23 protein-coding genes and 1 tRNA gene are annotated in these 25,767 nt (G+C 64.4%); 14 read left to right on the top strand and 10 right to left on the bottom strand.

Annotation, left to right across the window (positions count from 1 at the left end; genetic code table 11):
* Nucleotides 1-109 precede the first annotated feature (109 nt).
* Genes CMN27_RS00525 through CMN27_RS00505 form a run of 5 tightly spaced genes read left to right on the top strand, consistent with a single transcriptional unit; the run spans nucleotide 110 to nucleotide 5,079 of the window.
* A complete protein-coding gene (locus tag CMN27_RS00525) occupies nucleotides 110-1,081 on the top strand; it encodes a lipid-binding SYLF domain-containing protein (RefSeq protein ID WP_293623440.1) in 972 nt (323 codons plus the stop codon).
* Nucleotides 1,078-1,785, top strand: coding sequence for a monofunctional biosynthetic peptidoglycan transglycosylase (mtgA, locus tag CMN27_RS00520; RefSeq protein WP_293623439.1), 708 nt, complete (start codon nucleotides 1,078-1,080; stop codon nucleotides 1,783-1,785). The genes CMN27_RS00525 and mtgA overlap by 4 nt, the downstream gene beginning before the upstream one ends.
* A 45-nt stretch (nucleotides 1,786-1,830) precedes the next feature.
* Entirely contained in the window at nucleotides 1,831-2,847 is a 1,017-nt protein-coding gene (locus CMN27_RS00515) for a hydrolase (RefSeq protein WP_293623438.1), read from the top strand.
* Nucleotides 2,844-3,878 (top strand): TIGR04283 family arsenosugar biosynthesis glycosyltransferase, encoded by a 1,035-nt coding sequence (locus CMN27_RS00510; RefSeq protein WP_366515374.1) that lies wholly within the window; start codon nucleotides 2,844-2,846, stop codon nucleotides 3,876-3,878. The genes CMN27_RS00515 and CMN27_RS00510 overlap by 4 nt, the downstream gene beginning before the upstream one ends.
* 13 nt (nucleotides 3,879-3,891) lie before the next feature.
* A complete protein-coding gene (locus CMN27_RS00505; RefSeq protein WP_293623437.1) occupies nucleotides 3,892-5,079 on the top strand; it encodes a phospholipase D-like domain-containing protein in 1,188 nt (395 codons plus the stop codon).
* 20 nt (nucleotides 5,080-5,099) lie between these two features.
* Here CMN27_RS00505 and fetB read toward each other — a convergent pair whose 3' ends face one another.
* The 6 genes from fetB to glnK form a co-directional block, all read right to left on the bottom strand.
* The gene (fetB, locus tag CMN27_RS00500) at nucleotides 5,100-5,897 is read right to left on the bottom strand and encodes an iron export ABC transporter permease subunit FetB (protein WP_293623436.1); all 798 of its coding nucleotides are present in this window, start codon (nucleotides 5,895-5,897) and stop codon (nucleotides 5,100-5,102) included.
* The gene (locus CMN27_RS00495) at nucleotides 5,888-6,499 is read right to left on the bottom strand and encodes an ATP-binding cassette domain-containing protein (RefSeq protein WP_293623435.1); all 612 of its coding nucleotides are present in this window, start codon (nucleotides 6,497-6,499) and stop codon (nucleotides 5,888-5,890) included. Before CMN27_RS00495 ends, fetB begins: the two co-directional genes overlap by 10 nt.
* Nucleotides 6,500-6,545: 46 nt before the next feature.
* Nucleotides 6,546-6,884 carry a P-II family nitrogen regulator gene (locus CMN27_RS00490; protein ID WP_293623433.1) on the bottom strand — a complete coding sequence of 113 codons (339 nt, stop codon included), beginning with the start codon at nucleotides 6,882-6,884 and terminating at the stop codon, nucleotides 6,546-6,548.
* 336 nt (nucleotides 6,885-7,220) lie between these two features.
* Nucleotides 7,221-8,522, bottom strand: a complete 1,302-nt coding sequence (locus CMN27_RS00485) for an ammonium transporter (RefSeq protein ID WP_293623432.1) — start codon at nucleotides 8,520-8,522, stop codon at nucleotides 7,221-7,223.
* Between the two features lie 227 nt (nucleotides 8,523-8,749).
* Nucleotides 8,750-10,039, bottom strand: coding sequence for an ammonium transporter (locus CMN27_RS00480; RefSeq protein WP_293623431.1), 1,290 nt, complete (start codon nucleotides 10,037-10,039; stop codon nucleotides 8,750-8,752).
* 45 nt (nucleotides 10,040-10,084) lie between these two features.
* A complete protein-coding gene (gene glnK, locus CMN27_RS00475) occupies nucleotides 10,085-10,423 on the bottom strand; it encodes a P-II family nitrogen regulator (protein WP_293623429.1) in 339 nt (112 codons plus the stop codon).
* Between the two features lie 267 nt (nucleotides 10,424-10,690).
* On the opposite strand from glnK, the gene CMN27_RS00470 reads away from it, so the two are divergent.
* From CMN27_RS00470 to CMN27_RS00455, 4 genes are all read left to right on the top strand, one after another.
* A complete protein-coding gene (locus tag CMN27_RS00470) occupies nucleotides 10,691-10,942 on the top strand; it encodes an accessory factor UbiK family protein (protein WP_293623427.1) in 252 nt (83 codons plus the stop codon).
* An 8-nt stretch (nucleotides 10,943-10,950) separates the two neighbouring features.
* The gene (locus CMN27_RS00465) at nucleotides 10,951-12,468 is read left to right on the top strand and encodes a YifB family Mg chelatase-like AAA ATPase (RefSeq protein ID WP_293623426.1); all 1,518 of its coding nucleotides are present in this window, start codon (nucleotides 10,951-10,953) and stop codon (nucleotides 12,466-12,468) included.
* A gap of 222 nt (nucleotides 12,469-12,690) precedes the next feature.
* Nucleotides 12,691-13,428 carry a TorF family putative porin gene (locus CMN27_RS00460; RefSeq protein WP_293623424.1) on the top strand — a complete coding sequence of 246 codons (738 nt, stop codon included), beginning with the start codon at nucleotides 12,691-12,693 and terminating at the stop codon, nucleotides 13,426-13,428.
* Nucleotides 13,429-13,518: 90 nt separating this feature from the next.
* Complete coding sequence (locus tag CMN27_RS00455; protein ID WP_293623422.1) at nucleotides 13,519-15,522, top strand: UvrD-helicase domain-containing protein; 2,004 nt, start codon at nucleotides 13,519-13,521, stop codon at nucleotides 15,520-15,522.
* 32 nt (nucleotides 15,523-15,554) lie between these two features.
* Here CMN27_RS00455 and CMN27_RS00450 read toward each other — a convergent pair whose 3' ends face one another.
* On the bottom strand, nucleotides 15,555-16,022 hold the full coding sequence (locus CMN27_RS00450) for a nuclear transport factor 2 family protein (RefSeq protein WP_293623420.1): 468 nt from the start codon (nucleotides 16,020-16,022) through the stop codon (nucleotides 15,555-15,557).
* An 82-nt stretch (nucleotides 16,023-16,104) separates the two neighbouring features.
* Here CMN27_RS00450 and CMN27_RS00445 point away from each other — a divergent pair, with 82 nt between their 5' ends.
* Nucleotides 16,105-16,695, top strand: a complete 591-nt coding sequence (locus CMN27_RS00445) for a TetR/AcrR family transcriptional regulator (protein WP_293623418.1) — start codon at nucleotides 16,105-16,107, stop codon at nucleotides 16,693-16,695.
* 48 nt (nucleotides 16,696-16,743) lie between these two features.
* Here the strand turns inward: CMN27_RS00445 and CMN27_RS00440 are convergent, their stop codons facing one another.
* Entirely contained in the window at nucleotides 16,744-17,235 is a 492-nt protein-coding gene (locus CMN27_RS00440; protein ID WP_293623416.1) for a c-type cytochrome, read from the bottom strand.
* A 136-nt stretch (nucleotides 17,236-17,371) separates the two neighbouring features.
* On the opposite strand from CMN27_RS00440, the gene CMN27_RS00435 reads away from it, so the two are divergent.
* Nucleotides 17,372-17,448 (top strand) — tRNA-Arg (locus CMN27_RS00435).
* 765 nt (nucleotides 17,449-18,213) lie between these two features.
* Nucleotides 18,214-19,395: a CaiB/BaiF CoA-transferase family protein gene (locus tag CMN27_RS00430; RefSeq protein WP_293623414.1), complete on the top strand. Its 1,182-nt coding sequence runs from the start codon at nucleotides 18,214-18,216 to the stop codon at nucleotides 19,393-19,395.
* Nucleotides 19,396-19,532: 137 nt separating this feature from the next.
* On the opposite strand, the gene CMN27_RS00425 is transcribed toward CMN27_RS00430, so the two are convergent.
* Together CMN27_RS00425 and CMN27_RS00420 are read right to left on the bottom strand one after the other, a co-directional pair.
* Complete coding sequence (locus tag CMN27_RS00425) at nucleotides 19,533-21,626, bottom strand: EAL domain-containing protein (protein WP_293623412.1); 2,094 nt, start codon at nucleotides 21,624-21,626, stop codon at nucleotides 19,533-19,535.
* A 151-nt stretch (nucleotides 21,627-21,777) separates the two neighbouring features.
* Nucleotides 21,778-22,638 carry a crotonase/enoyl-CoA hydratase family protein gene (locus CMN27_RS00420; RefSeq protein ID WP_293623411.1) on the bottom strand — a complete coding sequence of 287 codons (861 nt, stop codon included), beginning with the start codon at nucleotides 22,636-22,638 and terminating at the stop codon, nucleotides 21,778-21,780.
* A gap of 333 nt (nucleotides 22,639-22,971) precedes the next feature.
* Between CMN27_RS00420 and CMN27_RS00415 the strand changes: the two genes are divergently transcribed.
* Together CMN27_RS00415 and CMN27_RS00410 are read left to right on the top strand one after the other, a co-directional pair.
* A complete protein-coding gene (locus tag CMN27_RS00415; protein ID WP_293623409.1) occupies nucleotides 22,972-23,877 on the top strand; it encodes a hypothetical protein in 906 nt (301 codons plus the stop codon).
* 390 nt (nucleotides 23,878-24,267) lie between these two features.
* On the top strand, nucleotides 24,268-25,755 hold the full coding sequence (locus tag CMN27_RS00410; RefSeq protein ID WP_293623462.1) for a SulP family inorganic anion transporter: 1,488 nt from the start codon (nucleotides 24,268-24,270) through the stop codon (nucleotides 25,753-25,755).
* The last annotated feature ends 12 nt before the right edge of the window (nucleotides 25,756-25,767 follow it).

The following is a 25,767-nucleotide window of genomic DNA, read 5'->3' as shown; positions in this document are numbered from 1 at the left end:
CCGGCCGCCGGTGTGAACCTGTGGTTGTTGCAGCGGTCTGATCGCGAGTGACACTCGAATCGAGTCGGCGCTGTCGCCGGCCTCAACTCCGCAAGCAGGGGAAGCATAGATGAAACAATGGATCACGGCGTTCGTGGCAGCGGTCGCGCTGTTGGCGACCACCACCGGCGCACTGGCGGCCAGCGAACAGGCACAAAAGCTCGACGACGCCACCACCGTGGTGCGCCAGTTCGTGGATATTCCCGAAAACGCCATTCCGCCGGCGCTGCTTGGCCAGGCCTATGGCATCGCCGTCATCCCCAGCGTGTTCAAGGCCGGCTTCATTCTCGGTGGCCGGCACGGCAAGGGCGTGCTGTCGGTGCGCACCGCAGACGGTAGCTGGTCGAATCCGACGTTCATCTCGCTGACCGGTGGTTCGATCGGCTGGCAGGCCGGTGCCTCCTCCTCGGACATCATCCTGGTGTTCAAGACCCAGCGCAGCATCGACAAGATCGCCAACGGTCAGGTCAATCTCGGCGCGGACGCCGCCGTGGCCGCCGGCCCGGTCGGCCGCAGTGCCGGCGCCTCGACCAACCTGGGCTTCGATGCCGAGGTCTATTCCTATTCGCGTGCCCGTGGTCTGTTCGCCGGCGTTTCGCTGGAAGGCGGCAAGATCAGCATCGACCGTGAAGCGAACTGGCTGTTCTACGACAAGGCCGGTATCGACGCCTACACCATTCTGCGCAACAGCAACGAATCCGCGCTGCCGCAGGCAGGCCAGAAGTTCGTCTATACGCTGGATCGCTACATGCCGGCCTCGGCCGATTTCGATCGCGAAGCGGCGACCCGCGGCACCAGCATGGGTTCGCATAACAACGGCAATAACGGCAACGGTGGCAACCCGCAGCAGGACGATTACAGCCGCGGCCAGGCCGTACCCTACGACAGCGGCAACGGCGTCGAAGTGCGCCAGGGCAACTACGACGCCCAGGACAACAGCGGCAATAGCGGCGACAGCAGCTACAACCAGCCGAACAGCGCCAACGACGACAGCTACCAGCAGGGCAGCGGCGGCTACGGTAGCGGCAACAGCAACTATTGAGCGTCCTGTTTAAACGTCCTTTTCGCTATGTGCTGATCGCTGTCGGCGTGCTCTTGCTCACGCCGGCAGCGATGATTCTGGTCATGCGCTGGGTCAACCCGCCGGTTACCGCATACATGCTGCGGGTGCACCTCGAAAGCGAGGCCAGCGACAACGGGCCGACCATCTTCTATCGCTGGACCGATATCGACGATATGGCGGCCTGCATGCCGCTCGCCGCGGTCGCATCCGAAGACCAGACGTTCCCGAGTCATCATGGTTTTGTCTGGGCCGCGATCGGCGATGCACTGGCCGACAACGCCCAGGGCGGCACCATTCGCGGGGCGAGCACCATCAGCCAGCAAACGGCCAAGAATCTATTCCTCTGGCCGGCCAAGAGCTATATCCGCAAGGGCGTGGAAGCCTATCTGACCTTCTGGCTGGAAGTGCTCTGGCCCAAGCGTCGTATTCTCGAGGTGTATCTCAATATCGCCCAGTTCGACGACCGCGTGTTCGGCGTGGGCGCGGCAGCCGAGCGGCTGTTCGGCGTGAGCGCTGGCCAGCTCAGCACCGGTCAGTGTGCAAGGCTGGCGGCGGTGCTGCCGAACCCGGTGCGCTACAGCGCGGCGTCGCCGGGGCCTTATGTTCAGGGGCAGGCGGCCTGGATCATGCGCCAGATGCGCCAGCTCGGGGATGGTTATCTGACTGAAACGATAGGGCGGTAGCCTGGGCCTCGATATGCATTCGATCTTTCCCATCCGATCCTCCTCATGCTGACCCGCAGCGACTTCGAGCCGGCGTTCTGGCTGCGCAATGCGCATGCGCAGACCGTGTTCGCCTCCAAGGTCCGGCCCTCGCCGGCCCTGGAAGTCGAGCGCGAGCGCCTGGAGCTTGAAGACGGCGATTTTCTGGATCTGTCGTGGCTGCCGGAACGCGGGCTTGATGCCGATGCCCCGATCGTGATCGTGCTGCACGGCCTCAACGGCTCGCTGGAATCGAAGTATGCACGCGGGCTGTTGCGCCAGGCCGATGCCCACGGCGCACGCGGCGTGCTCATGCATTTTCGCGGTGCCGCCGAGCCCAATCGTCTTGCGCGCAGCTATCACTCGGGCGAAACCGAGGATTTCAATACCGTTGTGCGCCACGTACGCCAGCGCTTTGCGCGGGCGCCGCTGGCCGCGGTCGGCTATTCGCTGGGCGGTAACGTGCTGCTCAAGTATCTGGGCGAGCAGGGGCGGGCCGCGCCGCTGGCCTGTGCCACGGCGGTGTCCGTGCCCTACGACCTCAAACGCTGTTCCGAGGCCATCCAGCAGGGGCTGTCGCGAATCTACCAGGCACATATGATCAATGGGCTGCGCGAGGCCTACGAGGCCAAGTTCAAGCTCATCGACGCGCCGCAGCCCTATCCGGATTTTCGCCAGCTGCGGGATTTTCCCTCCTTCGATAACGCGATTACCGCACCGCTCAACGGCTTTCGCGATGCGGATGATTACTACGAACGGTCCAGCAGCGGGCCGTTTCTCAAGCATATCCGTCTGCCCACGCTCATCATTCATGCCGAGGACGACCCGTTCATGGCGCCCGACGTCATACCCGGCCCGGATGCCCTGTCCTCGTCGATCCGCCTGGAAGTATCCCGGCACGGTGGCCATGTCGGCTTTGTCAGTGGCGGGCGTTACGGCGAGCCGGTGTACTGGCTCGAACAACGCATTCCCGCCTGGCTGCGTGAACGCCTGCCGGGGTTTGCCGCGCGCGACCCGGTAAACCAGGCCGAAGAGACCGGCTGATCGAGACGCCGGCCGCGCTGACCGTCGTCGTTCCGGCGATCGACGAAGCCGAGGCCCTGGTGTCGCTGTTGGCCGACCTTGCGGCCCAGCGCGACGTGGTTCTGCAGGTACTCGTTGCCGACGGCGGCTCCACCGATCAAACCGTCGCGGTGGCCCGCGCCGGGCAGGCCGAGGTGGTGTCGAGCGCGCCGGGGCGCGGCGCGCAGATGAATGCCGCGGCCGCCCGCGCGATACATCCCTGGCTATGCTTTCTGCATGCCGACAGCCGGCTGACCCATCCGCGACAGCTGGCGGATGCGATCGACTGTCTCGGTGCCGACGACCCGACGCGTGTGGCCGGCCACTTCGCCCTGCGCTTCGTGCGCGAAACCCGTGGGCATGCGTTTTTCTATCGCTACCTGGAAGCCAAGAGTGCGACCTCCCGGCGCTATACCATCAACGGCGACCAGGGGCTGATCCTGTCGACCCGGTTTTTCGACGAACTCGGCGGTTTCGATACCCGCCTGGGTTTTCTGGAGGACCAGCGCATGGCCGCCGCCATTGCCGCGGCCGGGCAGTGGCGGCTGTGCCCGCACCGGCTGGCGACCTCGGCGCGCCGCTTCGAACGCGAAGGCGAGCGCGCGCGCTATCTGCTCATGGCCCTGATCATGGCGATGTACACCGCCGGCGTGAGCCGGTTCTTCGAGCGCGCGCCGGGCGTCTACGCGCGCCAGAGCCAGACCCGACGGCTGCGGCTTGGGCCCTATATCGACCTGCTGGCCTCGCTGTGGCGTGAATGCGGCACGCGTGCATCGCTTGCGGTGAGCTGGTGTATGGCGGGCGTTGCGCTGTCCCAGAGCTGGCAGCCGTTTCTGGCCGTCGACGTGGCGTTGGAGCCGCTTGTTGGCAGGGGCGGTCATGCGCGCAGGTTGCACGATCGTCTGCTGCGCCCACTGCTACAGAATCGCCTGTTGCAGGGCGTTTTGATGCTCGCCGGTCTGGCATGGGTTTTCGGGCCGTTATGGCTCTGGTGTAGGCTGCGAAACAAATGATCGTGTCGCACCTATGAATACGTCCAATTCCGCTTTGAGCCACGACCCCAGAGATTACCGGCGCGCGCTCGAAGGCACGCTGGGTATTCCGTTCACCACCGGCAACCGTATCGAGCGCCTGGTCAACGGTGTGCGCATCTTCCCGGCGATGATCGAGGCCGTCGAGGCCGCCGAGCGTTCGATCGATTTTCTGACCTTCATCTACTGGCAGGGCGAGATCGCCGAGCGGTTTGGCCATGCGCTGGCGGCGCGCGCGCGTGCCGGCGTACGGGTACGCATACTGCTGGACAGTTTCGGTGCGCACAGCATGCCCGGCGACGTGCTCGACGAACTCGCCCAGGCCGGCGCACAGATCGCCTGGTTTCGACCGGCCATGCGCTGGCGCTTCTGGCAGGCCGACAATCGCACCCATCGCAAGATTCTGGTGGTGGACAACCGTATCGGTTTCACCGGCGGCGTCGGCATCGCCGCCGAGTGGGACGGCGATGCCCGCGAGCCCAACGAATGGCGCGAGACCCATTTTCGTTTGACCGGGCCGGTCGTCGACGGGCTGCGCGGCGCCTTTCTTTCCAACTGGGTGGAGGCCGGCGAGCGCGGCTTCGACGACAGCTGGGAATATGCCGATTCGAAGATCGATCAGGCAGACAACGGCGCGCTCGTGCAAGTGCTGCGTACCTCGGCCGCGGTCAACTACAGCGATATCGCCACCCTGTTTCGGCTCGTGATTTCGCTGGCCCGACATCGGCTGCGAATCACCACCGGCTATTTCGTACCCGATACCGCCACCATCGACATGCTCTGCAACGCGGCCCGTCGCGGGGTGGAGATCGAAGTGCTCATGCCGGGCCCGTATACCGACTCGCGGGTGGCCCGGGCGGCGGCCGACGATGCCTACCATCCGCTGCTCGAGGCCGGCGTGAAGCTGTATCGCTACCAGCCGACCATGCTGCACGCCAAGATCGTGCTGGTCGACGACGTGGTGGCGATCAGCGGCTCGGCGAACTTCAATCATCGCTCGATGGGCAAGGACGACGAGATCGCCATTGCCATGATCGACCCACCGACCTTCGCCGCGCTCGACGCCGATTTCGACGACGACCGCGAACGCTGTCATCAGGTCACGCTGGAAAACTGGGAAAAGCGCGGCGTCTTGCAGCGCATAAAGGAGTATCTCAGTCGTATCCTCAAGCCACAGGCCTGAGCGAGACGCCGGTCGGTCGCTCAGCTACGGCGCAGGCGGTCCAGTCGTAGCCGATGGCGCTCATCGAACAGGCGCCGCGTGCCCAGCTCGACGGCCAGCAGGGTGCCGAATCCCGTCCCGGTGGCGATCAGGAACATGATCAGGATCTGATACTTGACCGCCTCCCAGGGCGGACTGCCGGCCAGAATCTGGCCGGTCATCATGCCGGGCAGGCTGATGATGCCGGCCGCCGCCATGGCGTTGAGCATCGGGATGAGGCCCGCGCGCATGGCATCACGGCGCATGTCGGCCACGGCCTCGCTGGCGCTGGCCCCGAGGGCCAGCCGGGTTTCCACCACGTTCGCACCGCGCCAGACCTCCTGGGTGAGCCGATCCATGGCCAGGGCGATCCCGGTCATCGTGTTGCCCAGCAGCATGCCCAGCAGCGGAATCGCGTACTGCGGCGTATACCAGGGCTCCACCCGGATCACGATCACGAGCGTGGCGACTGCGGTCACGAACGACGACAGAAACATCGAGGCGGTACCGGCCATAAAGCCGTAGCCACCCGTGAAGCGTCGTTTCTGCCGGGTCGCGGCCTCGCGGCCGGCCAGCAGCAGCATCACGAACGCCATCAGCGCCACCCAGAGCAGGCGCTCCTGGGCGAATACCGCCTCCAGTATCAAACCCACGAGTGCGAGCTGCGCGGCGGTGCGTACGGCCGCCACGAGCAGCGTACGCGTAACGCCCAGCTTCATCGTGGCGGTGGTGACGGCCAGCGCCACGACCGCAATCGCGGCCAGCGCAAGATCGAAAAACGATAGCGATATCAGCTGCATGTCACGTCAGCCGGCTGGCCGGCGCTGTCCAGCCGGTAATGCGACGAGGCGATCCGGGCGAGCTGGGTCTGGTCGTGGCTTACCCAGATACAACAGGCATGCCGGGCCGACAAATAGTCGGCGATGAGTCGTTCGACGCGCTCGATGTTGCGATCGTCGAGATTCGCGGTGGGCTCATCGAGCAGAAGCACGTCCGGCGTATGGGCCAGGCTGCGGGCCAGCGCCATGCGCTGCTTCTGGCCCGACGACAGGTGCTCGATCGGCTGGTCGAGCAGGGCGGGCGACAGGTCCAGCGTATCGAGCAGCGACGTACAGTCGTTTTCGAAGTGCGGTCGGGGGGTATCGGCCCACCAGGCCGACTCCGCGGCCAGAAAGGCAACGCGCCGACGCCACTCGGGGGCGGGCATGTCGGCCGCGGCCACGCCGTCGAGCCGACACTCGCCCTGATGCACATCCAGATCGGCCATGGCGCGCAGCAGGCGCGTCTTGCCGGCCCCCGAAGGCGCGCTCAGGCCCATGCATTCGCCTGCGGCAAGCGTAATATCCACCGGCCCGATCGAGCCGGTGGCCAGGCCAATCGCCTGAAAGCGCGCCGTGCTCATGCCCGCGTCGCCGTATCAGGCCGAACGCCGAGGCGGGCAGCGCCGATCAGATCGCGTCGCGGTCCGTTTCGCCGGTGCGAATACGTACGACCTGTTCGAGGTTGTGCACGAAAATCTTGCCATCGCCGATCTGGCCGGTCTTCGCGGCTTCCACGATGGCCTCGACCACCGCTTCCACGCGATCGTCGGCGACCGCGACTTCCAGTTTGACCTTGGGCAGGAAATCAACCGCGTACTCTGCGCCGCGATAGAGTTCGGTATGGCCTTTCTGGCGCCCGAAGCCTTTGACTTCGGTCATGGTGGTGCCGTGTACGCCCACTTCGGCGAGTGCTTCACGGACATCGTCGAGACGAAAGGGCTTGATGACGGCGGTAACCATTTTCATGGTTGGAAACTCCTCATTTTTGATGCCAGCGAGTCTAACAGCTGCCGCGGTTCATGCCATTAGGCAAGCGCTGCACAACCTGTCGCGGTCGCGCCGGGGTGCTTTGCGCGTGGCTGGCGAGCCAAGGTGCGCGTTGCGTGCTCGTTGCTCGCCAGCGCGCCCGACGAAGATCAGGCTCGCGCAAAGCCCCGGCCGCCAAGCGGTTCGGCCTCACAGACGCCGCGACTGCGTTGCCAAGGCTTGACCTGCCAACAAGGCAGGCGCTGCGCATGGACGCCTTACCGCACCGTCTGTGAGGACTCGAACGCGGCCCGCGAGAGATCGTGCAGCGCTTGCCTAGAGATCGTAGCCGCGTTCTTCATGCTCGAAGATGTCCAGGCCGACCTGCTCGTTCTCGACGCCCACACGCAGGCCCATGGTCGCTTCGAGCACCTTGAGAATCACCCAGGTCAGTACGCCCGTGTAGATGAATACCGACGCCACGCCCAGCGCCTGGATACCGACCTGGCTGAGCATGCTTTCGATGCCTTCGGCAAAACCCTGGCCCGAGAAGGGGCCGAGGCTGGTGGAGGCGAACACGCCCGCCAGCAGGGTGCCGATGATGCCGCCCACGCCGTGCACCGGAAACACGTCCAGCGAATCGTCGATACGCAGGCTGCGTTCGACCCAGAGGGTGGCGGTGAAACAGACCACGCCGGCCAGTATGCCGATGACGATGGCGCCGCCCGGCCCCACATAGCCCGAGGCCGGGGTGATGGTGCCCAGGCCCGCGACCATGCCGGTCACGATACCCAGTACGCTGGGCTTGCCGAAACGAATCCATTCGGCCGCCATCCAGGTCAGGCAGCCGGCCGCCGCCGACAGATGGGTCACGAGCATGGCCATGCCCGCCTGGCCGTTGGCCGCCAGAGCGCTGCCGCCGTTGAAGCCGAACCAGCCCACCCACAGCATGCCGGCGCCGGAGACGGTCATGGTGAGATTGTGCGGCGCCATGGCGGTCTTCTGAAAGCCGTGGCGCGGGCCGACCACGATGGCCGCAACGAGTGCCGCCACGCCGGCGGTCACATGCACCACCGTACCGCCGGCGAAATCGAGCAGGCCCAGCTCGCCCAGCCAGCCGCCGCCCCAGACCCAGTGGGTGACCGGCACATACACCAGAAGCAGCCAGGCCGTGGTAAAGACCAGCAGGGTGGCAAAACGAAACCGTTCGGCGAAGCCGCCGATGATCAGCGCCGGCGTGATCACTGCGAACGTCATCTGGAACAGGGCGAACACCGGTTCCGGAATGGTGCCGGCCACGCTGGTCACGCTCACGCCGGCAAAGAAGAGCTTGTCGAGGCCGCCAATGAAGGCATTGCCCTCGGAGAACGCCAGGCTGTAGCCGCACACCACCCAGAGCAGCGAGGCCAGCGCACAGATGGCGAAACACTGCATGAGCACCGAGAGCACGTTGCGTACCCGGACCAGCCCGCCGTAGAACAACGCCAGGCCGGGCAGGGTCATGAACAGCACCAGGGCGGTGGTGGTCATCACCCAGGCCGTATCGGCACCGTCGATTACCGGCGCGGCGGCTGCCGGCAGGCTGCTGGCGAGCAGCAGGAAGAAACCCGAAAGTATGAAGGTTCTTGTTGGCGACATGGCGTTTCGAGGCGGGTTGAAGCGAACGCCGCGAAGTATAGCGAAGCCTTGTGCCCTGGTGCGGGGCGGCGACAGGGCCGAGTGCCGGCTGCACCGGGTAATCGCGTGTGTCGGTGTTTCTCGGCCTCGATCGGGAAGCCGCGACAGGGCTTCGGCTCTTATGTCGCAAACAAAAAAAGAGGCCCCGTTGCCGGGGCCTCCTGGATACGCAATCGCTCGCGATCGCTTTATGACATCGAGCGACGGCTGCCGCCGGAGGTGAACTCCGGATAGGCTTCCATGCCGCATTCGCCCAGATCCACGCCTTCGACTTCCTCTTCTTCGGAGACACGGATACCCACCGTGGCCTTGAGGATGCCCCAGACGATCAGGCTGGTCACGAACACCCACACGAAGATGGTCAGCGCGCCGACGATCTGGCCGACCAGGCTCGCGCCGTCGTTGGTGATCGGCACCACGAGCAGGCCCAGCAGGCCGCAGACACCGTGCACCGAGATCGCGCCCACCGGGTCGTCGATCTTGAGCTTGTCCAGCGCCAGAATCGCGAACACCACCACGATGCCGCCGGCCGCGCCGAACAGGGTGGCCACGAGCGGACTCGGGGTGGAAGGCTCGGCCGTGATCACCACCAGGCCGGCCAGTGCGCCGTTGAGTGCCATGGTCAGGTCGCCCTTGCCGAACAGGGCACGGGCCAGCAGCAGGGCCGCGACCAGGCCGCCGGCCGCGGCGGTGTTGGTGTTCAGAAACACCATGGCCACCGAGTTGGCGCTGGCGATATCACCGAGCTTGAGCACGGAGCCGCCATTGAAGCCGAACCAGCCCATCCAGAGGATCAGCGTGCCGAGTGCGGCCAGCGGCAGGTTGGCGCCCGGGATGGCACCCACGGTGCCGTCGGCGCGGAACTTGCCCTTACGCGGACCCAGCAGCAGCACACCGGCCAGGGCCGCGGCCGCGCCGGCCATATGCACGATGCCGGAGCCGGCAAAGTCGGAGAAGCCGCCGAAATCGTCGAAGTTGTACAGGCCGAATACGTCGGCGCCGTTCCATGACCAGGCGCCTTCCATCGGATAGATGAAGCCGGTCATGATCACCGCGAAGCCCAGGAAGGCCCACAGCTTCATGCGTTCGGCGACCGCGCCGGATACCACCGACATGGCCGTGGCCACGAACACCACCTGGAAGAAGAAGTCCGAGGCGCCGGAATAGACCGAGTCGCCGCCGAAACCGTTCTCGGCCGAGGCGGCCAACGCTTCCTGTACCAGGTTGTCGCCGCCGGCGATGCCGTTCAGGAACAGGCTGCCGTCATACATGATCATGTAACCGCAGATCATGTACATGATGCAGGAGATCGAATAAAGCGCGATGTTCTTGGTCAGGATTTCGGTCGTGTTCTTGGCACGAACCAGGCCGCCTTCCAGCATGGTGAAGCCGGCGGCCATCCACATGACCAGTGCCCCGCAGATCAAGAAGTAGAAGGTATCGATTGCATACTGCAATTCGAAGATATTGTTTTCCATGGCGTGGGGTTTCCCTCGAAATTTAAGGCGTTATGCGGGCGCGGCTTAAAGCGCGTCCTTGCCCGTCTCGCCGGTGCGGATACGGATGGCCTGTTCCAGCTCGGTGACGAAGATCTTGCCGTCGCCGATCTTGCCGGTATGGGCCGCCTTGGAGATCGCCTCCACGGCCGACTCGAGTTCGGCTTCCTCGATCGCGACTTCGATCTTCACCTTGGGCAGAAAATCGACCACGTATTCGGCGCCGCGGTAGAGTTCCGTATGGCCTTTCTGACGTCCGAAACCCTTGACCTCGGTCACGGTGATGCCTTGCACACCGACCTCGGAAAGCGCTTCGCGGACCTCATCGAGCTTGAACGGCTTGATTACGGCTGCGATTAATTTCATATGACGTGCTCCTGTCATGCGGTATCGCACGCCCCGTTGCCTCGCATTCAAGCAATCGGGACGTGCAGGCGAGAGATTGCGATCCGGTTTAAGCACTCACCGTGCCAAGGCATAAAAAACAGCCAGTTATGGGCGAAAACGGGGGGCGGTAGCGGGCGTGCTGACAGGCCATGAACACGCCGCACCAAAAAGGTGCAAGGCGCTTTTGCGTCCCGCGATTCTTCGCGTCATGCTGTGCTTTTATCCGCCGAGGTCGTTGTCGCCGCCATGCGCTCCATTGAAGATATCGCCGCCCGTCTTGCCCAGGCCCTGCCGCCCCAGGTGGCACCGCTGCGTGACGAGTTGCACGCCAATTTCCGCACGATTCTTCAGGGCCAGCTGGCCCGGCTCGATCTGGTTCCGCGCGAGGAGTTCGAGGCCGCCCGCGAAATGCTCGCGCACACGCGCCGCAAGCTGGATGCGCTGGAAGCCCAGGTGGCGGCGCTGGAAGCCGAACGCGACAACGCCGCCGGCCGCTAACCCCTACCGTGACGCTGGCGACGGTACACAGCCGAGCCCAGACCGGTCTGGAAGCGCCGGCAGTCACGGTCGAGGTCGACCTGGCCGGCGGGCTGCCGGCGCTGGCGATCGTTGGCCTGCCGGAAACCGAGGTCAAGGAAAGCAAGGACCGCGTACGCGCAGCGATCGTCAACAGCGGCTACGAATTTCCGACCCGCCGCATCACCGTCAATCTCGCCCCCGCGGATCTGCCCAAGGAAGGCGGGCGCTTCGATCTGGCGATCGCGCTCGGCATTCTGGCGGCCTCGGGCCAGATCCCGGGCGAGAGCGTGTCCGGCTACGAGTTTCTGGGCGAGCTGTCGCTCTCCGGCGCGCTGCGTGGTGTGCGCGGGGCGTTGCCCGCGGCCCTGGCCGCCGGTCAGGCCGAGCGCGTGCTCGTGGTGCCTGAAGACAACGGCCCTGAGGCCGCCCTGGCCGCGCCGGATGGGGTGTTTGCGGCGGACCATCTGGCCGACGTGGCGGCGAGCCTGGCCGGCGACGAGGCGCCCTGGCATCGACCGCAGCCGGCGGCGGGCCATACGCCGGCGATGCATGAAGACATGGCCGACGTGCGCGGCCAGCAGCAGGCCAAGCGGGCCCTGGAAATCGCGGCGGCCGGTGGGCACTCGCTGCTGCTGATCGGCCCGCCGGGTGCTGGCAAGACCATGCTGGCCTGTCGCCTGCCGGGCCTGTTGCCGGCCATGACGCAGGCACAGGCGATGCAAAGCGCGGCCGTGGCATCGATCGCCCCCGGCGGCTTTTCGCCCGAAAACTGGGGCCGACGCCCGTTCCGGGCGCCGCACCATACCGCCTCGGGCGTGGCGCTGGTGGGCGGCGGCTCGACGCCGCGCCCGGGCGAGATCACGCTTGCCCACAACGGCGTGCTGTTTCTCGACGAGCTGCCCGAATTCGATCGCCGCGTGCTGGAAGTGCTGCGCGAACCCCTGGAGTCGGGGCATATCGTGATTTCCCGGGCTGCCCGTCAGGCCGAGTTTCCGGCCGCGTTCCAGCTGATCGCTGCCATGAATCCCTGCCCCTGTGGTTATTTCGGCGATGCGTCGGGGCGCTGTCACTGCACGCCGGAGCGTATTTCACGCTATCGGGATCGTATCTCCGGGCCGCTGCTCGATCGTATCGACATGCATCTCAATGTGGCGCCGGTGGCCCGCGACGTGCTCATGGGCAGTGCAAAAGCCGAGCCGGCCGAAAGCAGCGCCGTCATACGCGAACGGGTCGTGAAAGCCCGTGACCAGGCAGCCAGCCGTGGGCACGGCCCGAACGCCAGCCTGCTGCCGGCCGATATCGATACGCACTGTCTGCTCGAAAACAGTGCGCGCTCTATTTTGGAGCAGGCGATCGCGAGGTTGGGGCTGTCGGCCCGGGCCTACCATCGCATTCTGCGCGTATCACGCACCATCGCAGATCTCGCCGGGGCCGATACCATCAACGCCGGCCACGTCGCCGAAGCGATCGGCTATCGACAGCTCGATCGCAACACTACGTCCTGATTTTATGACAATAATATGACCGACGCCTGGCGGGCGGCGGATCGTGCCCTGTGGGTCACACGCAGGGCAGCGCGGTTCGGCCCGGGTCGAATCGAGCCGTTAACGAAAACGGTCGTAGCTTTGGCATGGCTCGTGCATCGATGGGCACTGTCCCGTTCAAGGCCTAGGCCGGGTTTGGGGTTTCTCGCTACGAGATTTTTTGCAAAGGGAGCAAAAACCGAGATGAAAAAACAACTTCTCATCGGCTGTGCCGCAGCGGTCGTGACCGTATCCAGCGCCAGTGCGATGGCCGCCGAAGCCAGTGCCAACGTGGCCTTCACCACCGATTACCGCTATCGCGGCGTATCGCAGACCGATCGCGACTTCGCCATTCAGGGCGGTTTCGACTACGCGCTCGACAGCGGCCTGTACATGGGTACGTGGGCGTCGAACGTCGACAACTTCAACCCCAGCCCGGTCACCGGCGACAACGGTGCCCAGGCGGAAATCGATTTCTATGTCGGCTACGGGCTGGCGCTGAGCGAACACTGGGCGCTGGATTTCAACGTCCTGTACTACTACTACCCGGGCGCGAGCACGGCCGGCGACAACAACGAGATCGACTTCTGGGAATACACCCCCGGTATCGCCTACAGCGACGACAACATGTCGGCGGCGTTCTCCGTGTCCTACAGCGACGATTTCTATAACGAATCGGGCGATGCGTTCTACTACAACGCCAGCTTCGAATTCCCGCTGGAAGAATGGCTGACCCTGGGCGCGCATGCGGGTTACCAGACCGTGGACGACAACGAGCTGTACTTCGAGGACTATGCGGACTGGTCGATCTCGCTGGGCACCACCCAGTTCGGCCTCGACTGGTCGATCGCCTATGTCGATACCGACCTGGATGATGCCGCCTGCGGCGGTGCCAATATCTGCGGCGCGACCGCGGTGGGCACGATCAGCAAATCGTTCTAGACGCGTCTTGAGCGGCTGAACCGAGCCGGCCTTCGGGCCGGCTTTTTTTGTGTCTGTTCACGCAGTGCTAGCTGCTAGACTCTGCCGCCCATGGCGACTCCCAAGCTCAACCCCCAACAGGACGCGGCGGTCCGTTATCTCGACGGCCCGTTGCTCGTGCTCGCCGGCGCGGGTTCGGGCAAGACCGGTGTCATCACCCGCAAGATCGCGTATCTGATCAAGCGCGGTTATGCGGGCGATCGCATCGCCGCGGTGACCTTCACCAACAAGGCCGCCCGCGAGATGAAGCAGCGCGCCTCGAAGCTCATCGACGGCGATGCGGCAAAGGGTCTGACCGTGAGCACGTTTCATAGCCTCGGTCTGCAGATGATTCGCACCGAGCATGCCGCGCTCGGCTACAAGCCGCGCTTTTCGATCTTCGATGCCGAGGACGCCGACAAGCTGCTGGCGGATCTGATCGGCAAGGACGCCGAGCTGCGCAAGACCGCGCGCTTTACCATCAGCGCATGGAAGTCGGCCCTGATGGACCCGGAGGCCGCCGCGGCGAACGCGACCGGCTCCGAACAGGCAATCGCACGGGCCTATGCCGAATACCAGCGCCGGCTGAAGGCCTACAACGCAGTGGATTTCGACGATCTGCTCAGCCTGCCGGTTCAGCTGTTGCGCGAGGACGCGGCTGCTCGCGAGCGCTGGCAGAACCGCTTTCGTTACCTGCTGGTGGACGAATACCAGGACACCAACGCCGCCCAGTACGAACTGATGCGCCTGCTGGCCGGTGTGCGTGCGGCGTTTACCGTGGTGGGCGACGACGACCAGTCGATCTATGCCTGGCGCGGCGCGCGCCCCGGCAATATCGCCGATCTGTCGCGCGACTTCCCGCATTTGAAGGTCATCAAGCTCGAACAGAACTACCGCTCGGTGGGCAACGTGCTGTCGGCGGCGAACACGCTGATTTCGGCCAACGCACGCGTCTACGAGAAAAACCTCTGGAGCGCGATGGGGGCGGGTGATCGTATTCGCGTGCTGGCCTGTGCCGACGAGGCGGGCGAGGCCGATCGCGTGGCCAGCGAAATCTCGTCGCACCGGCTGCGTACCGGCAACGCCTTTGGCGACTATGCCGTGCTCTATCGCGGCAATTTCCAGTCGCGTGCGTTCGAAAAAGCCATGCGTGAACGCCAGATTCCGTATCGCGTATCCGGCGGGCGTTCGTTTTTCGAACGCAGCGAGATCCGCGATCTGGCCGCCTATCTCAAGTTACTCGTCAACCCGGACGACGACGCCGCGTTTTTGCGCGTGGTCAATCTGCCGCGCCGCGAAATCGGCCCGGCCACGCTGGAAGCCCTGGCCCGCTACGCCGGCAGTCGTCACCTGAGCCTGTTCGATGCCGCCCGCGGCGTGGGCCTGGCCGGCGGCGTGGGCGATCGGGCCGGTCGCCGCCTGTCCGAGTTCGTGGACTGGGCGCGCGGGCTGGCGCGCGACGGCGAATCCATGCCCGCCAAGGAACTGGTGGTACAGCTGATTGCCGATATCGACTATCGCGACTGGCTGCGCGATACCGCAGCCAATACACGCGCCGCCCGCAAACGGTTGGAAAACGTCGACGAGTTTCTTGGTTGGCTCGGCCATATGGAAGAAAACAGCGACGGTACGCCGCGCGGGCTGGACGAGGTCGTACGCCGGCTCAGCCTCATGGACTTCGCCAACCAGAGCGAAAAGGACATCGAAAACCAGGTCCACCTGCTGACCCTGCATGCCGCCAAGGGCCTGGAGTTCGACCACGTGTTTCTCGTCGGCATGGAAGAGGGGTTGCTGCCCCACCATGCCTGCATGGACGAAGACAAGATCGAGGAAGAACGCCGGCTTCTTTATGTGGGCATCACCCGCGCGCGCAAGACGCTGTCGTTGAGCTATGCACGCCAGCGCCGGCGCGGCGGCGAGAATACCGACAGTACGCCGAGCCGGTTTCTGGAAGAGCTGCCCAAGGACGAAATCGACTGGCCCCAGGCTCGCAAGCGCGACCCCAAGGCCGAGGCCGAGCACGGCCGCAGCCAGCTCGCCGCACTCAAGGCCATGCTGGGCGAAAGCTCGGACTGAACGGCCAGGCCCGAGAGCGCTGTCGAGTCGATCTACAGACCCAGCTCGGCCAGCCCCGGGTGTTCGTCCGGGCGGCGACCCTGCGGCCAGAAGAACAGGCGCTCCTCTGGTGCGATCGGACAGTCGTTGATGCTGGCAAGACGGGTATGCATCAGCCCGGCCGCGTCGAACTGCCAGTTCTCGTTGCCATAGGCGCGATACCACTGGCCCGCATCGTCGCGATACTCGTAGGCAAAACGCACGGCGATGCGATCCTCGGCATGGGCCCATAGCGATTTGATGAGCCGATACTCCAGCTCCCGTTGCCATTTTCGCTGCAGGAAGGCGTGTATGGCATCGCGGCCGTTGAGAAACTCGACCCGATTTCGCCAGCGGCTGTCCGGCGTATAGGCCAGGACCACCCGGTCGGGGTCACGGCTGTTCCAGGCATCTTCAGCCAGGCGAACCTTGCGGGCAGCGCTTTCGGTATCGAACGGTGGTACCGGGGGTTTGGCAGTCATGGCAGTCCTCGCGATAGGTAGACCGGTTTGTCTACACAAGCGAAGTCTGGCGCATGTAGACCGATCTGTCTACACTGGTCGAATGATCGAAGACATATCCGTCGAGGCGGGCGCTGCGCCGCGCCAACGCATTCTCCAGGCCGCGCAGCGGCTGTTCTATCGCGATGGAATTCGGGCCACGGGCACCAACGCACTCATTGCCGAAGCGGGCGTGACCAAGGTCACCTTCTACCGGCACTTCGCCAGCAAGGACGCGCTGGTCGAGGCCTTTCTGGAGGCGCGGCACGCGCGTTGGCTCGACTGGTTTGTTCAGGCGCTTGCACGCCATGGCGGCAGCCCAAAGGCCATCGCGCCGGCGGTGGGCGAGTGGCTCGCCGGCCCCGGGTTTCGCGGCTGTGCATTTCTCAACAGCGTGGGCGAATACGGCCAGGCGCTGGATAGCGTGAATCGCCGGACGCGAACGCATAAACAGCAGATGATCGCCGCCCTGGCCGGCTGTCTGCGGGCAAACGATCGGGCCGGAGAGGCGACTGCGCGCCAGATCGCCCTCGCCATCGATGGCGCGATCATGCGCGTTCAAAGCGGTGAAGAAGCCGAGGGCGTCACGGCCGATCTGCAGGCATTGATTCAATGCCTTGCTGGAGACGCACCCGAGAACGACCGTTACCCATAAAAAAGCCGCCCCTCGGGCGGCTTTGAAAAGACGAGGCGTGGACCGCGATTAGGTCGCGCCCGCTTCGCTGAGAATGTGATCCACGGCGTTATGCATTTCCTCTTCGGAAAGATCGGGGTTGCCGCCCTTGGCCGGCATGCCCTTGTAGCCGTTGATGGCTCGCGAATAGAGGGTGTCCTTGCCCTGTTCCTCGAGCCGCTTCGTCCATTCCGCGGTATCCGACGTCTTGGGCGCACCGGCCACACCGGAGGTATGACACGCCGAACAGACGTTGGCATAGACTTCCTGGCCCGACATCGGCTCGCCGCCGCTGTCGTCGCCCGCGGCCGCGACCGACGTCGCGTTCGGGTCGGTATTGACCGCATACACCGGTTCGGTTCGATCCTTCACGCGGGAGAGCTGTTCAGGGCGCATCTCGCCGCTGTCACCCGAGCCGGAAATCAACCGTGCGCCAACGATGGCCGCGATGGTGATCAGGAACAGTGCGCCAAGTACGATGGTAAAGGCGCGAAAGAATGTCTGGTCGGTATTGGCGGTCATGGCAAGCTTTGTGTTGCGTGGTCGAACGATGCGCGGAATTGCGCGCAGTATAACGGATTTTACCGCTGACACGGATACGTGTGCGCGCCGAGGATGGACGCGGCGCTGGCGGGTGCGTATCCTTTGCGGCGCCGATGCGCCCGTAGCTCAGTTGGATAGAGTGTCGGCCTCCGAAGCCGAAGGTCGCAGGTTCGAATCCTGCCGGGCGCACCATATAAAAATGCCGGCCGAAGCGCCGGTATTTTTATATGCTCCATCGATAAGTTTCGAACCTGCGACAGACAGACAAGCATGGTTCGACGGACTCGCACCGCGAGTCCGAACCGTCGCGCAGCGACGGGCCCGAAGGGCGAGGCGCGTGAGCGCCGAGTAATCCTGCCGGGCGCACCATATAAAAATGCCGGCCGAAGCGCCGGTATTTTTATATGGTCCATNGANAANNATTCGAACCTGCGACAGACAAACAAGCATGGTTCGACGGACTCGCNNNGCGAGTCCGAACCGTCGCGCAGCGACGGGCCCGAAGGGCGAGGCGCGTGAGCGCCGAGTAATCCTGCCGGGCGCACCNAAAACACCCGCCGCAGGCGGGTGTTTTTATCGGACTATCGACAATCATTCGAACCTGCGACAGACAGACAAGCCCGGTTCGACGGACTCGCAGCTCGGGGCCGGTCGAACTCCCGCACTGTTCAAAACGCGCCACTTCTTCGACACGCCAACTGTTGAACGTTTCGAGACTCGGGTACTCCCTAGGGGTTTCAGGTACTACGAGTGATATGCGTTCGCCGATCGGTCACCATGCGCGGCCGGGATCACCGATTTTCAGTTTGCGAGCTCGTCGTGCACGAGAACAGGCGGTGTCGGAAGACGCCCCAGGTGGCCAATACCTACGGTGGAAGTCACGATGTGCATGCAGTGATCGTCGGCCACGCACAAACGGGCCGACAAGCTTTCACGGGCTGAGCGAGAGGAGCTGTTATGAGTGGCGCGTTGTCGGATATCCGCGTTCTGGACCTGACACGGGTTCTGGCAGGGCCGTGGGCGGCGCAGGTCATGGGCGATCTGGGCGCTGAGGTGATTAAGGTCGAGCGTCCGGGGCGAGGTGACGATACGAGAGGATGGGGGCCGCCTTACCTGGAAGATGCCGAGGGCCGGCCGACGTCGGAGTCCGCGTACTTTCTTGGTGCCAACCGCAACAAGCGTTCTGTCGAGATCGATATCTCCCGCGCCGAGGGGCAAGAGCAGATAAGACAACTTGTTGCCAAGTCGGATGTGCTGCTCGAGAACTTCAAAGTGGGCGATCTCGCTCGCTATGGCCTGGACTACGACACCTTGAGCGAGATCAATCCCCGGTTGGTGTACTGTTCGATCACCGGCTTCGGCCAGAATGGCCCGTACGCCGGAAAGCCGGGCTACGATTTTCTTATTCAGGCCATGGGCGGTCTGATGAGTATCACGGGCCGGCCTGACGATCAGCCGGGCGGCGGCCCCATGAAGAGTGGGGTGGCCTTGACCGATATCACGACCGGTCTTTATGCGTTGGTCGCAGTGCTCGCCGCACTCAATCGACGCCATCAGACTGGCCAGGGCCAATACATCGACGTCGCCCTGTTCGATGTTCAGGTCGCCTGCCTGGCGAACCAGGCCTCAGCGTATCTGACGTCGGGCCGTGTTCCGCGTCGCATGGGGAACGCCCATCCCAGTATCGTCCCCTATGAGGACTTCCCCACCGCCGACGGGGAAATCATCCTGACGATCGGCAACGATCAGCAGTTCGCGCGTTTTTGTGAAGCCGCGGGACAGGCGCAGTGGAAGGACGACGCGCGATTTGCGACCAACGCCGCTCGCGTCGAGCACCGAAAGGTGCTCGTGCCTCTGATACGTCAAGCCACGGTGATGCGCACGACGGATGAATGGGTTGCCTTGCTTGATGCAGCCGGCGTGCCCTGCGGGCCGGTCAACAGTATCGACGACGTCTTTCGGGACCCGCAGGCGCAGCATCGCGACTTGCGAATCACGGTGGCCCATCCGTTAAAGCACGACTTGAGTCTAGTGGCGAGTCCGCTGCGGCTATCCGAGTCCCCCGTGGCTTATCGGCGGCCGCCGCCCATGCTGGGCGAGCATACCGACGAGGTGCTGCGGGAAATCCTGGGAGACTGAGCCGGTACCCCGCTTTCAAATGCGGCCCGCCACCCACCACCCCCGATGTGGGTCGTGGATGGCGATACCGGTCTGCGCGAGATTCACGAACCAGGGCTTTCTCAGGCATTCGCCGCCGAAAGCCGCTTGCCTGCGTTCTAGTGAATCGATCTGGCCCGTATACGCGTTGTCTGTTTGAGGCTGGCCGCGAACGCATCGGCCTCGACAGCCGGGCTGAACAGATAGCCCTGGACCTCGTCGCAGTCAAGTTCGGCGAGTGTGCTCAGCTGGGATTCGAGCTCCACGCCTTCGGCGACGACGTCGAGTTTGAGCGAGTGGGCCAGGTCGATGATCGAACGCACGATCGCATTGCCGCTATCGACGTTGTTGCCCAGCCGTGCGACGAAGGCGCGATCGATCTTGAGCTGGTCGACCGGCAGATCGCGCAGATAGGACATGCTCGACAAGCCCGTTCCGAAATCGTCGATGGATATGCGAATGCCCTGGCTACGCAAGCTGCCAAGCGTGTGCAGGGCCTGCTCGAGCTCGGGCACGGCCGCGGTTTCGGTGATCTCGCAGATCAGATCGCGTGCGGCCAAGCCGAATTCGGACAGAATGGACGCAATGCTGGCAGGCAGCGTCGGGTCGCGCAGGCAGCTGGCCGACAGGTTGAACGCGATCGGCGGGACGTTCAGGCCCTGGCGGCGCCAGTCGCGTATATCGGCACATATCGCGCGCAGTATGCAGTTCTGCAGTCCGCTGATCTGGCGCGAGCGTTCGGCGACGGCGATGAATCGATCCGGCGGCACGAAGCCGTTGGCCGGGTGTCGCCAGCGCGCCAGGGCTTCGGCGCCGACCAGGCGACGTGTACGCACGTCATACTTGGGCTGGTAATAGGGCTGAATCTGCCCGCAGTCGATGGCTTCACTCAATTCGCTTCGAATCGCCACATCGCGTTCAACGCTTTGCGCCAGCTCGGAGGTGAAAAATGCGTATTGATCGCGGCCGGCGCGCTTGGCGCTGTACATGGCCATATGCGAAGCGGTAATCATGCCCGACGCGTCGTAGGCGTCGATTGGGTAACGCGCCACGCCGATGCTGCCCGACAGCTGCGTCTGGCCGGAGTTAATATCTCGAATCAGCGCCAGCAATCGTTCGCAATGACGATGCAGGCTGCGACTGCCGACATCGCCGGTCATCAAGATCAGGAATTCGTCGCCGCCGACGCGTGTAACGGTATCGCCCGGCTGGGCGGACTGGCTCAGGGACTGGGCGAGGCGGGTGAGCAGCGTGTCGGCTGAATCGTGCCCCAGGGTGTCGTTGACCTGTTTGAACCGATCCAGGCCGATATGCAGTAGCGCCACCCGCTGGCGCTGCTCGTGCGCTGCCATGATGGCCTGTTCCAGGCGCTCGCGCAGCAGCGGTCGATTGCCAAGCTGGGTGAGGGGGTCGTGGCGGCTGGCATGGTGCAGTTGAAGGTGGGCCATCTCCAGCGACTGCGTCAGCTGCGCGGTGCGCCTTTCCATGCGTCGGTCCAGGGCGATGACGACGAGCAGGGCCGCCAGCAGTAGCAGCGTCGTATTGGAGATCAGCAGCGCAAGCCAGCGCCAATCCAGTTCGCCGGCGGCGGCACTCGTACTGGCGGCCGGGAACTGGGATGTCTGCATGCCGACGTAGTGCGTGCCGGCGATGCCGATCGCCAACAACAGCGCGCCCGCCGACTTGCGCCCGAACGCGCTGAGTCCGCTGGACGATACGGCGCTGGCGGCGATGCGCAGGGCCGCATTACAGGCTGCGAAGGCGACAACGATCGATAGCGCAACCCAGGCGCGGTCGTGCACGAGAGGCGGCGTGAGCTGCATCGACCAGAGGGTCAGATAGTGCAGGGCGACGATTGTGCCGGCCAACAGCAGGCTGGCAGCGAACAGCCGGGTGCGAGTCACGTGTTTGGGTATGAGCAGGGCCAGCGCAACGAGCGAACCGCATACACCCGCCAGCCACCCGAGCGCGGCGATATCGATGCGAAAACCGATATCGATAGGCAGCGACAGGGCAAGCAGGCCCACCAGATGCATCGAACCGATGCCGGTGCCCAGGGCAATCGCGCCGACCGCCAGCCAGACATGGCGCAAAAGGCGGGGCTTGGTGCGTATCCAGCCCACCAGGTCGAGCGCGGTATACGCGGCCAGCACTGCAATCGCCAATGACGCGGCGACCAGTCGATCGTCATACGTGCCGGTTGAAAAATCCATCCCCGCCCCTGCAGCGCGTCGTCAAAGCCTAGGGCTACGCGCTGGCCTGTTTCGCTGCGACCTTTCGTTTATAGGGAGTGCGACTTTCTTTGTCTAGAGCGCATCCCGGTCAGGCCGGCGCGGCGACTGGGTGCCGCGCCTTAGCGCCTGCTTATTCGAAAGGCGGCTCATGCTGCCAATCGAAAAAATCCGGCATATCGCTGGATACGCGGTTGGGGAATTGGGCGGGCCGTTTTTCCAGAAACGACGACACGCCTTCCTTCGCGTCTTCGGAGCGTCCCCGCGCACGAATGGCCTGGCTGTCGATACGATGTGCGTCCATCGGGTGGCCTTGTGCATGCATGCGCCAGAGCAGCTGGCGCGTCATGGCGATGGAGACGGGCGCGCTTTCGTCGGTGAGTTCGTGAGCCAGGGCGAGCGCGGCGTCGTAGAGATCATCCGCGGCGTGCAGGGAACGCACCAGCCCGCGTTCCTGCGCCTCGCTGGCGGGAAATACGCGGCCCGAATAGCACCACTCAAGCGCGGTCGACAGCCCTACCGTACGCGTGAGAAACCACGAAGAGGCCGCCTCGAGGGTGATGCCACGGCGTGCGAAGACGAAACCGAACTTGGCCGTGTCGGCCGCGATACGGATATCCATGGGTAGCTGCATGGTGGCGCCCACGCCCACCGCCGCGCCGTTGATCGCGCCGATCACGGGCTTGAGGCTGCGATAGATGCGCAGCGTGACCTGGCCGCCGCCATCGCGTTTGTGGTCTTCGCCCTGGCGCTTGTCGTAATCGAAGGTATCGCCGCCCGAGGAAAGATCCGCGCCGGCACAGAACGCACGACCGCGCCCGGTCACGATCACCGCGCGCACGTCGTCGTTGGCGTCGGTGTGATCGAAGGCCGCGATCATCTCGTCCTTCATCTGCGGCGTGAAGGCGTTCATCTTTTCGGGCCGGTCCAGCCACAGGGTGGCAATGCCATCCTTGATGTCCAAAGAAATGGTCGAGAATTGTGGCGTGGTCATGGCGTCTCCTCGTAGCCGCATTTTAGGTTTGTAAAAGTTCAGTGAGGGATCATAGCGTTTCTGCCCGGACAAACGACTCCGGAATTGCCCGCAGCTGTGGTGCCCCCGAAGCCGGTCGACGCTTGGCGCCGCGTAAAGCCGTCGCCGGGGTGGGGCAACGATGACTGTCCGCCTGCAACGGCCGACGGCAAGGCGTTGCAGACGCTCATGGCGCAAACGCGGCATGAAATCGAGTGGGCCAGCGGTCCATAATCGCAGTCGTGTCGCCCAGTGGCCCTGCGTTATCGCAAAGGCGTTGCGCGGCGCCTCGCTATTCGTTTCAAGGACATGCCCGTGAAGACGCCCGCCTGGCAGAACGACCCCGAACGCTATGATCTGCGCCATACGGCGGCGCTGCAGTACGCCCATCTGGATACGATCCGACACGCCAACAACGTGGCGGTGCACGGTCTGCACGTGGAAGCGCGCATCCGTCATCAGCTGGCCGTGCTGGGCGAGGAGCGTCTGTTTTCCGATACCGTGCTGCTGCGCCCGCGGCGTACGGTCACGCACTTTCTGCGCGAGACGCACTACCCGCACGACGTCACCTGTGCCACGCGGCTGATCTCGGTTGCAGCCGATAGCTATCGCCTGGCCACCGGGCTGTTCCAGCAGGGCGAATGCGTCGGCGTGCAGGACTGCCTGATGGGCGCCTGGCATGGCGATCGCTGGGTGGATCTGCCGGCGGATGTCCGTACAGCGCTCGACGACGCGCGTTCGACGGACCCGCTCGCGACCAACGACTGGCCGCCCGTGCCGCCCGAGCACGTGCCCATGCAGGGCTACCCGGCGCTCAGCGAGATCTCCGGCCGCTATGCCGACCTCGACCCCGACGTCGTGATCGGCGAACTGGCGGTCTCGCGCTATATCGAGCAGTCGCGGGCGGGCACGCTGCGCCCCATTCGCAACGATCCGGGGCTGGGCATGCTCGTGGCCAGCGTGGATCTGAGCTATCACCGCTGGCATCGCGGCCGGGCGAACGTGCAGGTTGCCTGCGGCATCGACCGTATCGGCAATACCTCTTTCGCCCTGGCCGGTGCGGCCGCGGTGGGCGACGAGCGTCTGGCGACCGCTCGCAGCACCATGGTGCTCATCGATCGGGCCCGGCACCGGCCCACGCCGATCGATGCGACGCTGCGTGCCTCGATGGAGGGGCTGTTCATTACCGCCGACGAGCAGGATATCGCCCGCGACGGCTAGGCTGAGTCGATGGGGGTGACGGGCCCCCTGGCCGCCAGGTCAAACGCCATCGATCGCGCCGCCTCGCCGTGCCTGAAGGCGCATCGACATGCGCGGCGAACGGCTCGCGCTCCATGAGCGCGCTGCGACGATCGTTCTGTTAATATCCGCGCGCTCGAACGGCTGGGCAGGGCACGCGCGGTGTCACGGGCAGGCCGTAAACTCGATCGAGTGCAGCCGCCCCGTCGCATTTGCGACCGTCATGCCGTCATCCCGACGGTTTTGTGGCCACGGCGCCTGCTCTGCGAAACGAACAACCCGGTGTCTGTGACCACAGGCGCCATCGATACGCTCGCTGCGCGGTTCTACCGTATCGAAGTGCGACGTATCGTTCTGCAGGCACGAGACACGATGATCCAATCGATACGACAAACCTGGTTCTCCAATATCCGGGCCGACGTGCTCGCCGGCACGGTGGTCGCGCTCGCACTCATTCCGGAGGCGATCGCCTTTTCCATCATCGCCGGGGTCGATCCGAAGGTGGGGCTCTATGCCTCCTTCTGTATCTGTGTGGTGATCGCGTTCGCGGGCGGACGTCCGGGCATGATCTCGGCTGCCACCGGCGCCATGGCGCTGCTGATGACCACTCTGGTCGCCGAACACGGGCTGCAATATTTGCTGGCCGCGACGCTGCTCACCGGCGTGCTTCAGATCGTGGCTGGCGTGCTGCGCCTGGGCGAGCTGATGCGGTTCGTGTCGCGATCGGTGGTGACCGGCTTCGTCAACGCGCTGGCCATTCTCATCTTCATGGCCCAGCTGCCCGAACTCACCGGCGTGACCTGGCATGTCTATGCCATGACCGCGGCCGGCCTGGGCATCATCTATCTGTTTCCCCATGTGCCCGTGGTCGGGCGCATGCTGCCCTCGCCGCTGATCTGCATTCTCGTGCTCACCGGGGTCTATATGGCCAGTGGCATGAGCATCAACACCGTGGGCGATATGGGCGAACTGCCGGATACGCTGCCGGTGTTTCTGTGGCCCGACGTGCCGCTGACCATGGAGACGTTCTGGATCATCCTGCCGTATTCGATCATGTTGACCGTGGTCGGCCTGATGGAATCGATGATGACGGCCACGATCGTCGACGATCTCACCGATACCAACAGCGACAAGAACCGCGAATGTCGCGGGCAGGGCATCGCCAACCTCGGCGCCGGCCTGCTGGGCGGCATGGCCGGCTGCGGCATGATTGGCCAATCGGTGATCAACATCAAATCCGGAGGGCGCACGCGTTTGTCCACCCTGTGTGCAGGCGTGGTGCTGCTGATCATGGTGGTCTTTCTGTCCGACTGGGTATCGCGTATTCCCATGGCCGCGCTGGTGGCGGTGATGATCATGGTGTCCATCGGCACCTTCAGCTGGGAGTCGCTGCGCGACATGCGCAAGCACCCGATGAGCACGAATATCGTGATGGTGACGGTCGTCGCCGTGGTGGTGGCTACACACAATCTCGCCATCGGGGTGTTCGTGGGTGTGCTGCTGTCCTCGCTGTTCTTTGCCAACAAGGTGGGGCGCCTGCTTTATATCGGCAGCCGCGAAAGCGACGACGGGCGTTCGCGCGAGTATGAAGTGGTGGGGCAGGTGTTCTTCACCTCGGCCGAAAAATTCGTGGCCGGCTTCGACTTCAAGGAAGCGCTCGACCATGTGCGTATCGATCTGCGCCGTGCCCATTTCTGGGATATCACCGCGGTCGGCGCGCTCGACAAGGTGGTGCTCAAATTCCGGCGCGAGGGCGCCGAGGTCGAGGTGGTCGGGCTCAACGAAGCCAGCGCCACGCTGGTCGACCGTATCGCCGTGCACGACAAGCCCGACGCTGAGAAACTGCTCGGCGGGCATTAGAAACGACAAGTA

The organism is Salinisphaera sp. (assembly GCF_002729955.1).
In the GTDB taxonomy this organism is placed as follows: Bacteria; Pseudomonadota; Gammaproteobacteria; order Nevskiales; family Salinisphaeraceae; genus Salinisphaera.
The sequence above is the reverse complement of the archived record's forward strand: the minus strand, read 5'-3'. Positions and strand labels throughout refer to the sequence as shown.

Coding starts and splice junctions, on each gene's coding strand:
- CMN27_RS00485 (WP_293623432.1), bottom strand. CDS start 8,522: ATGTCGCCAACAAGAACCTTCATACTTTCGGGTTTCTTCCTGCTGCTC.
- CMN27_RS00480 (WP_293623431.1), bottom strand. CDS start 10,039: ATGGAAAACAATATCTTCGAATTGCAGTATGCAATCGATACCTTCTAC.
- CMN27_RS00420 (WP_293623411.1), bottom strand. CDS start 22,638: ATGACCACGCCACAATTCTCGACCATTTCTTTGGACATCAAGGATGGC.
- CMN27_RS00460 (WP_293623424.1), top strand. CDS start 12,691: ATGAAAAAACAACTTCTCATCGGCTGTGCCGCAGCGGTCGTGACCGTA.
- CMN27_RS00515 (WP_293623438.1), top strand. CDS start 1,831: ATGCTGACCCGCAGCGACTTCGAGCCGGCGTTCTGGCTGCGCAATGCG.
- CMN27_RS00505 (WP_293623437.1), top strand. CDS start 3,892: ATGAATACGTCCAATTCCGCTTTGAGCCACGACCCCAGAGATTACCGG.
- CMN27_RS00495 (WP_293623435.1), bottom strand. CDS start 6,499: ATGAGCACGGCGCGCTTTCAGGCGATTGGCCTGGCCACCGGCTCGATC.
- CMN27_RS00430 (WP_293623414.1), top strand. CDS start 18,214: ATGAGTGGCGCGTTGTCGGATATCCGCGTTCTGGACCTGACACGGGTT.
- CMN27_RS00490 (WP_293623433.1), bottom strand. CDS start 6,884: ATGAAAATGGTTACCGCCGTCATCAAGCCCTTTCGTCTCGACGATGTC.
- CMN27_RS00410 (WP_293623462.1), top strand. CDS start 24,268: ATGATCCAATCGATACGACAAACCTGGTTCTCCAATATCCGGGCCGAC.
- CMN27_RS00470 (WP_293623427.1), top strand. CDS start 10,691: ATGCGCTCCATTGAAGATATCGCCGCCCGTCTTGCCCAGGCCCTGCCG.
- CMN27_RS00445 (WP_293623418.1), top strand. CDS start 16,105: ATGATCGAAGACATATCCGTCGAGGCGGGCGCTGCGCCGCGCCAACGC.
- CMN27_RS00455 (WP_293623422.1), top strand. CDS start 13,519: ATGGCGACTCCCAAGCTCAACCCCCAACAGGACGCGGCGGTCCGTTAT.
- CMN27_RS00450 (WP_293623420.1), bottom strand. CDS start 16,022: ATGACTGCCAAACCCCCGGTACCACCGTTCGATACCGAAAGCGCTGCC.
- CMN27_RS00440 (WP_293623416.1), bottom strand. CDS start 17,235: ATGACCGCCAATACCGACCAGACATTCTTTCGCGCCTTTACCATCGTA.
- CMN27_RS00425 (WP_293623412.1), bottom strand. CDS start 21,626: ATGGATTTTTCAACCGGCACGTATGACGATCGACTGGTCGCCGCGTCA.
- CMN27_RS00525 (WP_293623440.1), top strand. CDS start 110: ATGAAACAATGGATCACGGCGTTCGTGGCAGCGGTCGCGCTGTTGGCG.
- glnK (WP_293623429.1), bottom strand. CDS start 10,423: ATGAAATTAATCGCAGCCGTAATCAAGCCGTTCAAGCTCGATGAGGTC.
- fetB (WP_293623436.1), bottom strand. CDS start 5,897: ATGCAGCTGATATCGCTATCGTTTTTCGATCTTGCGCTGGCCGCGATT.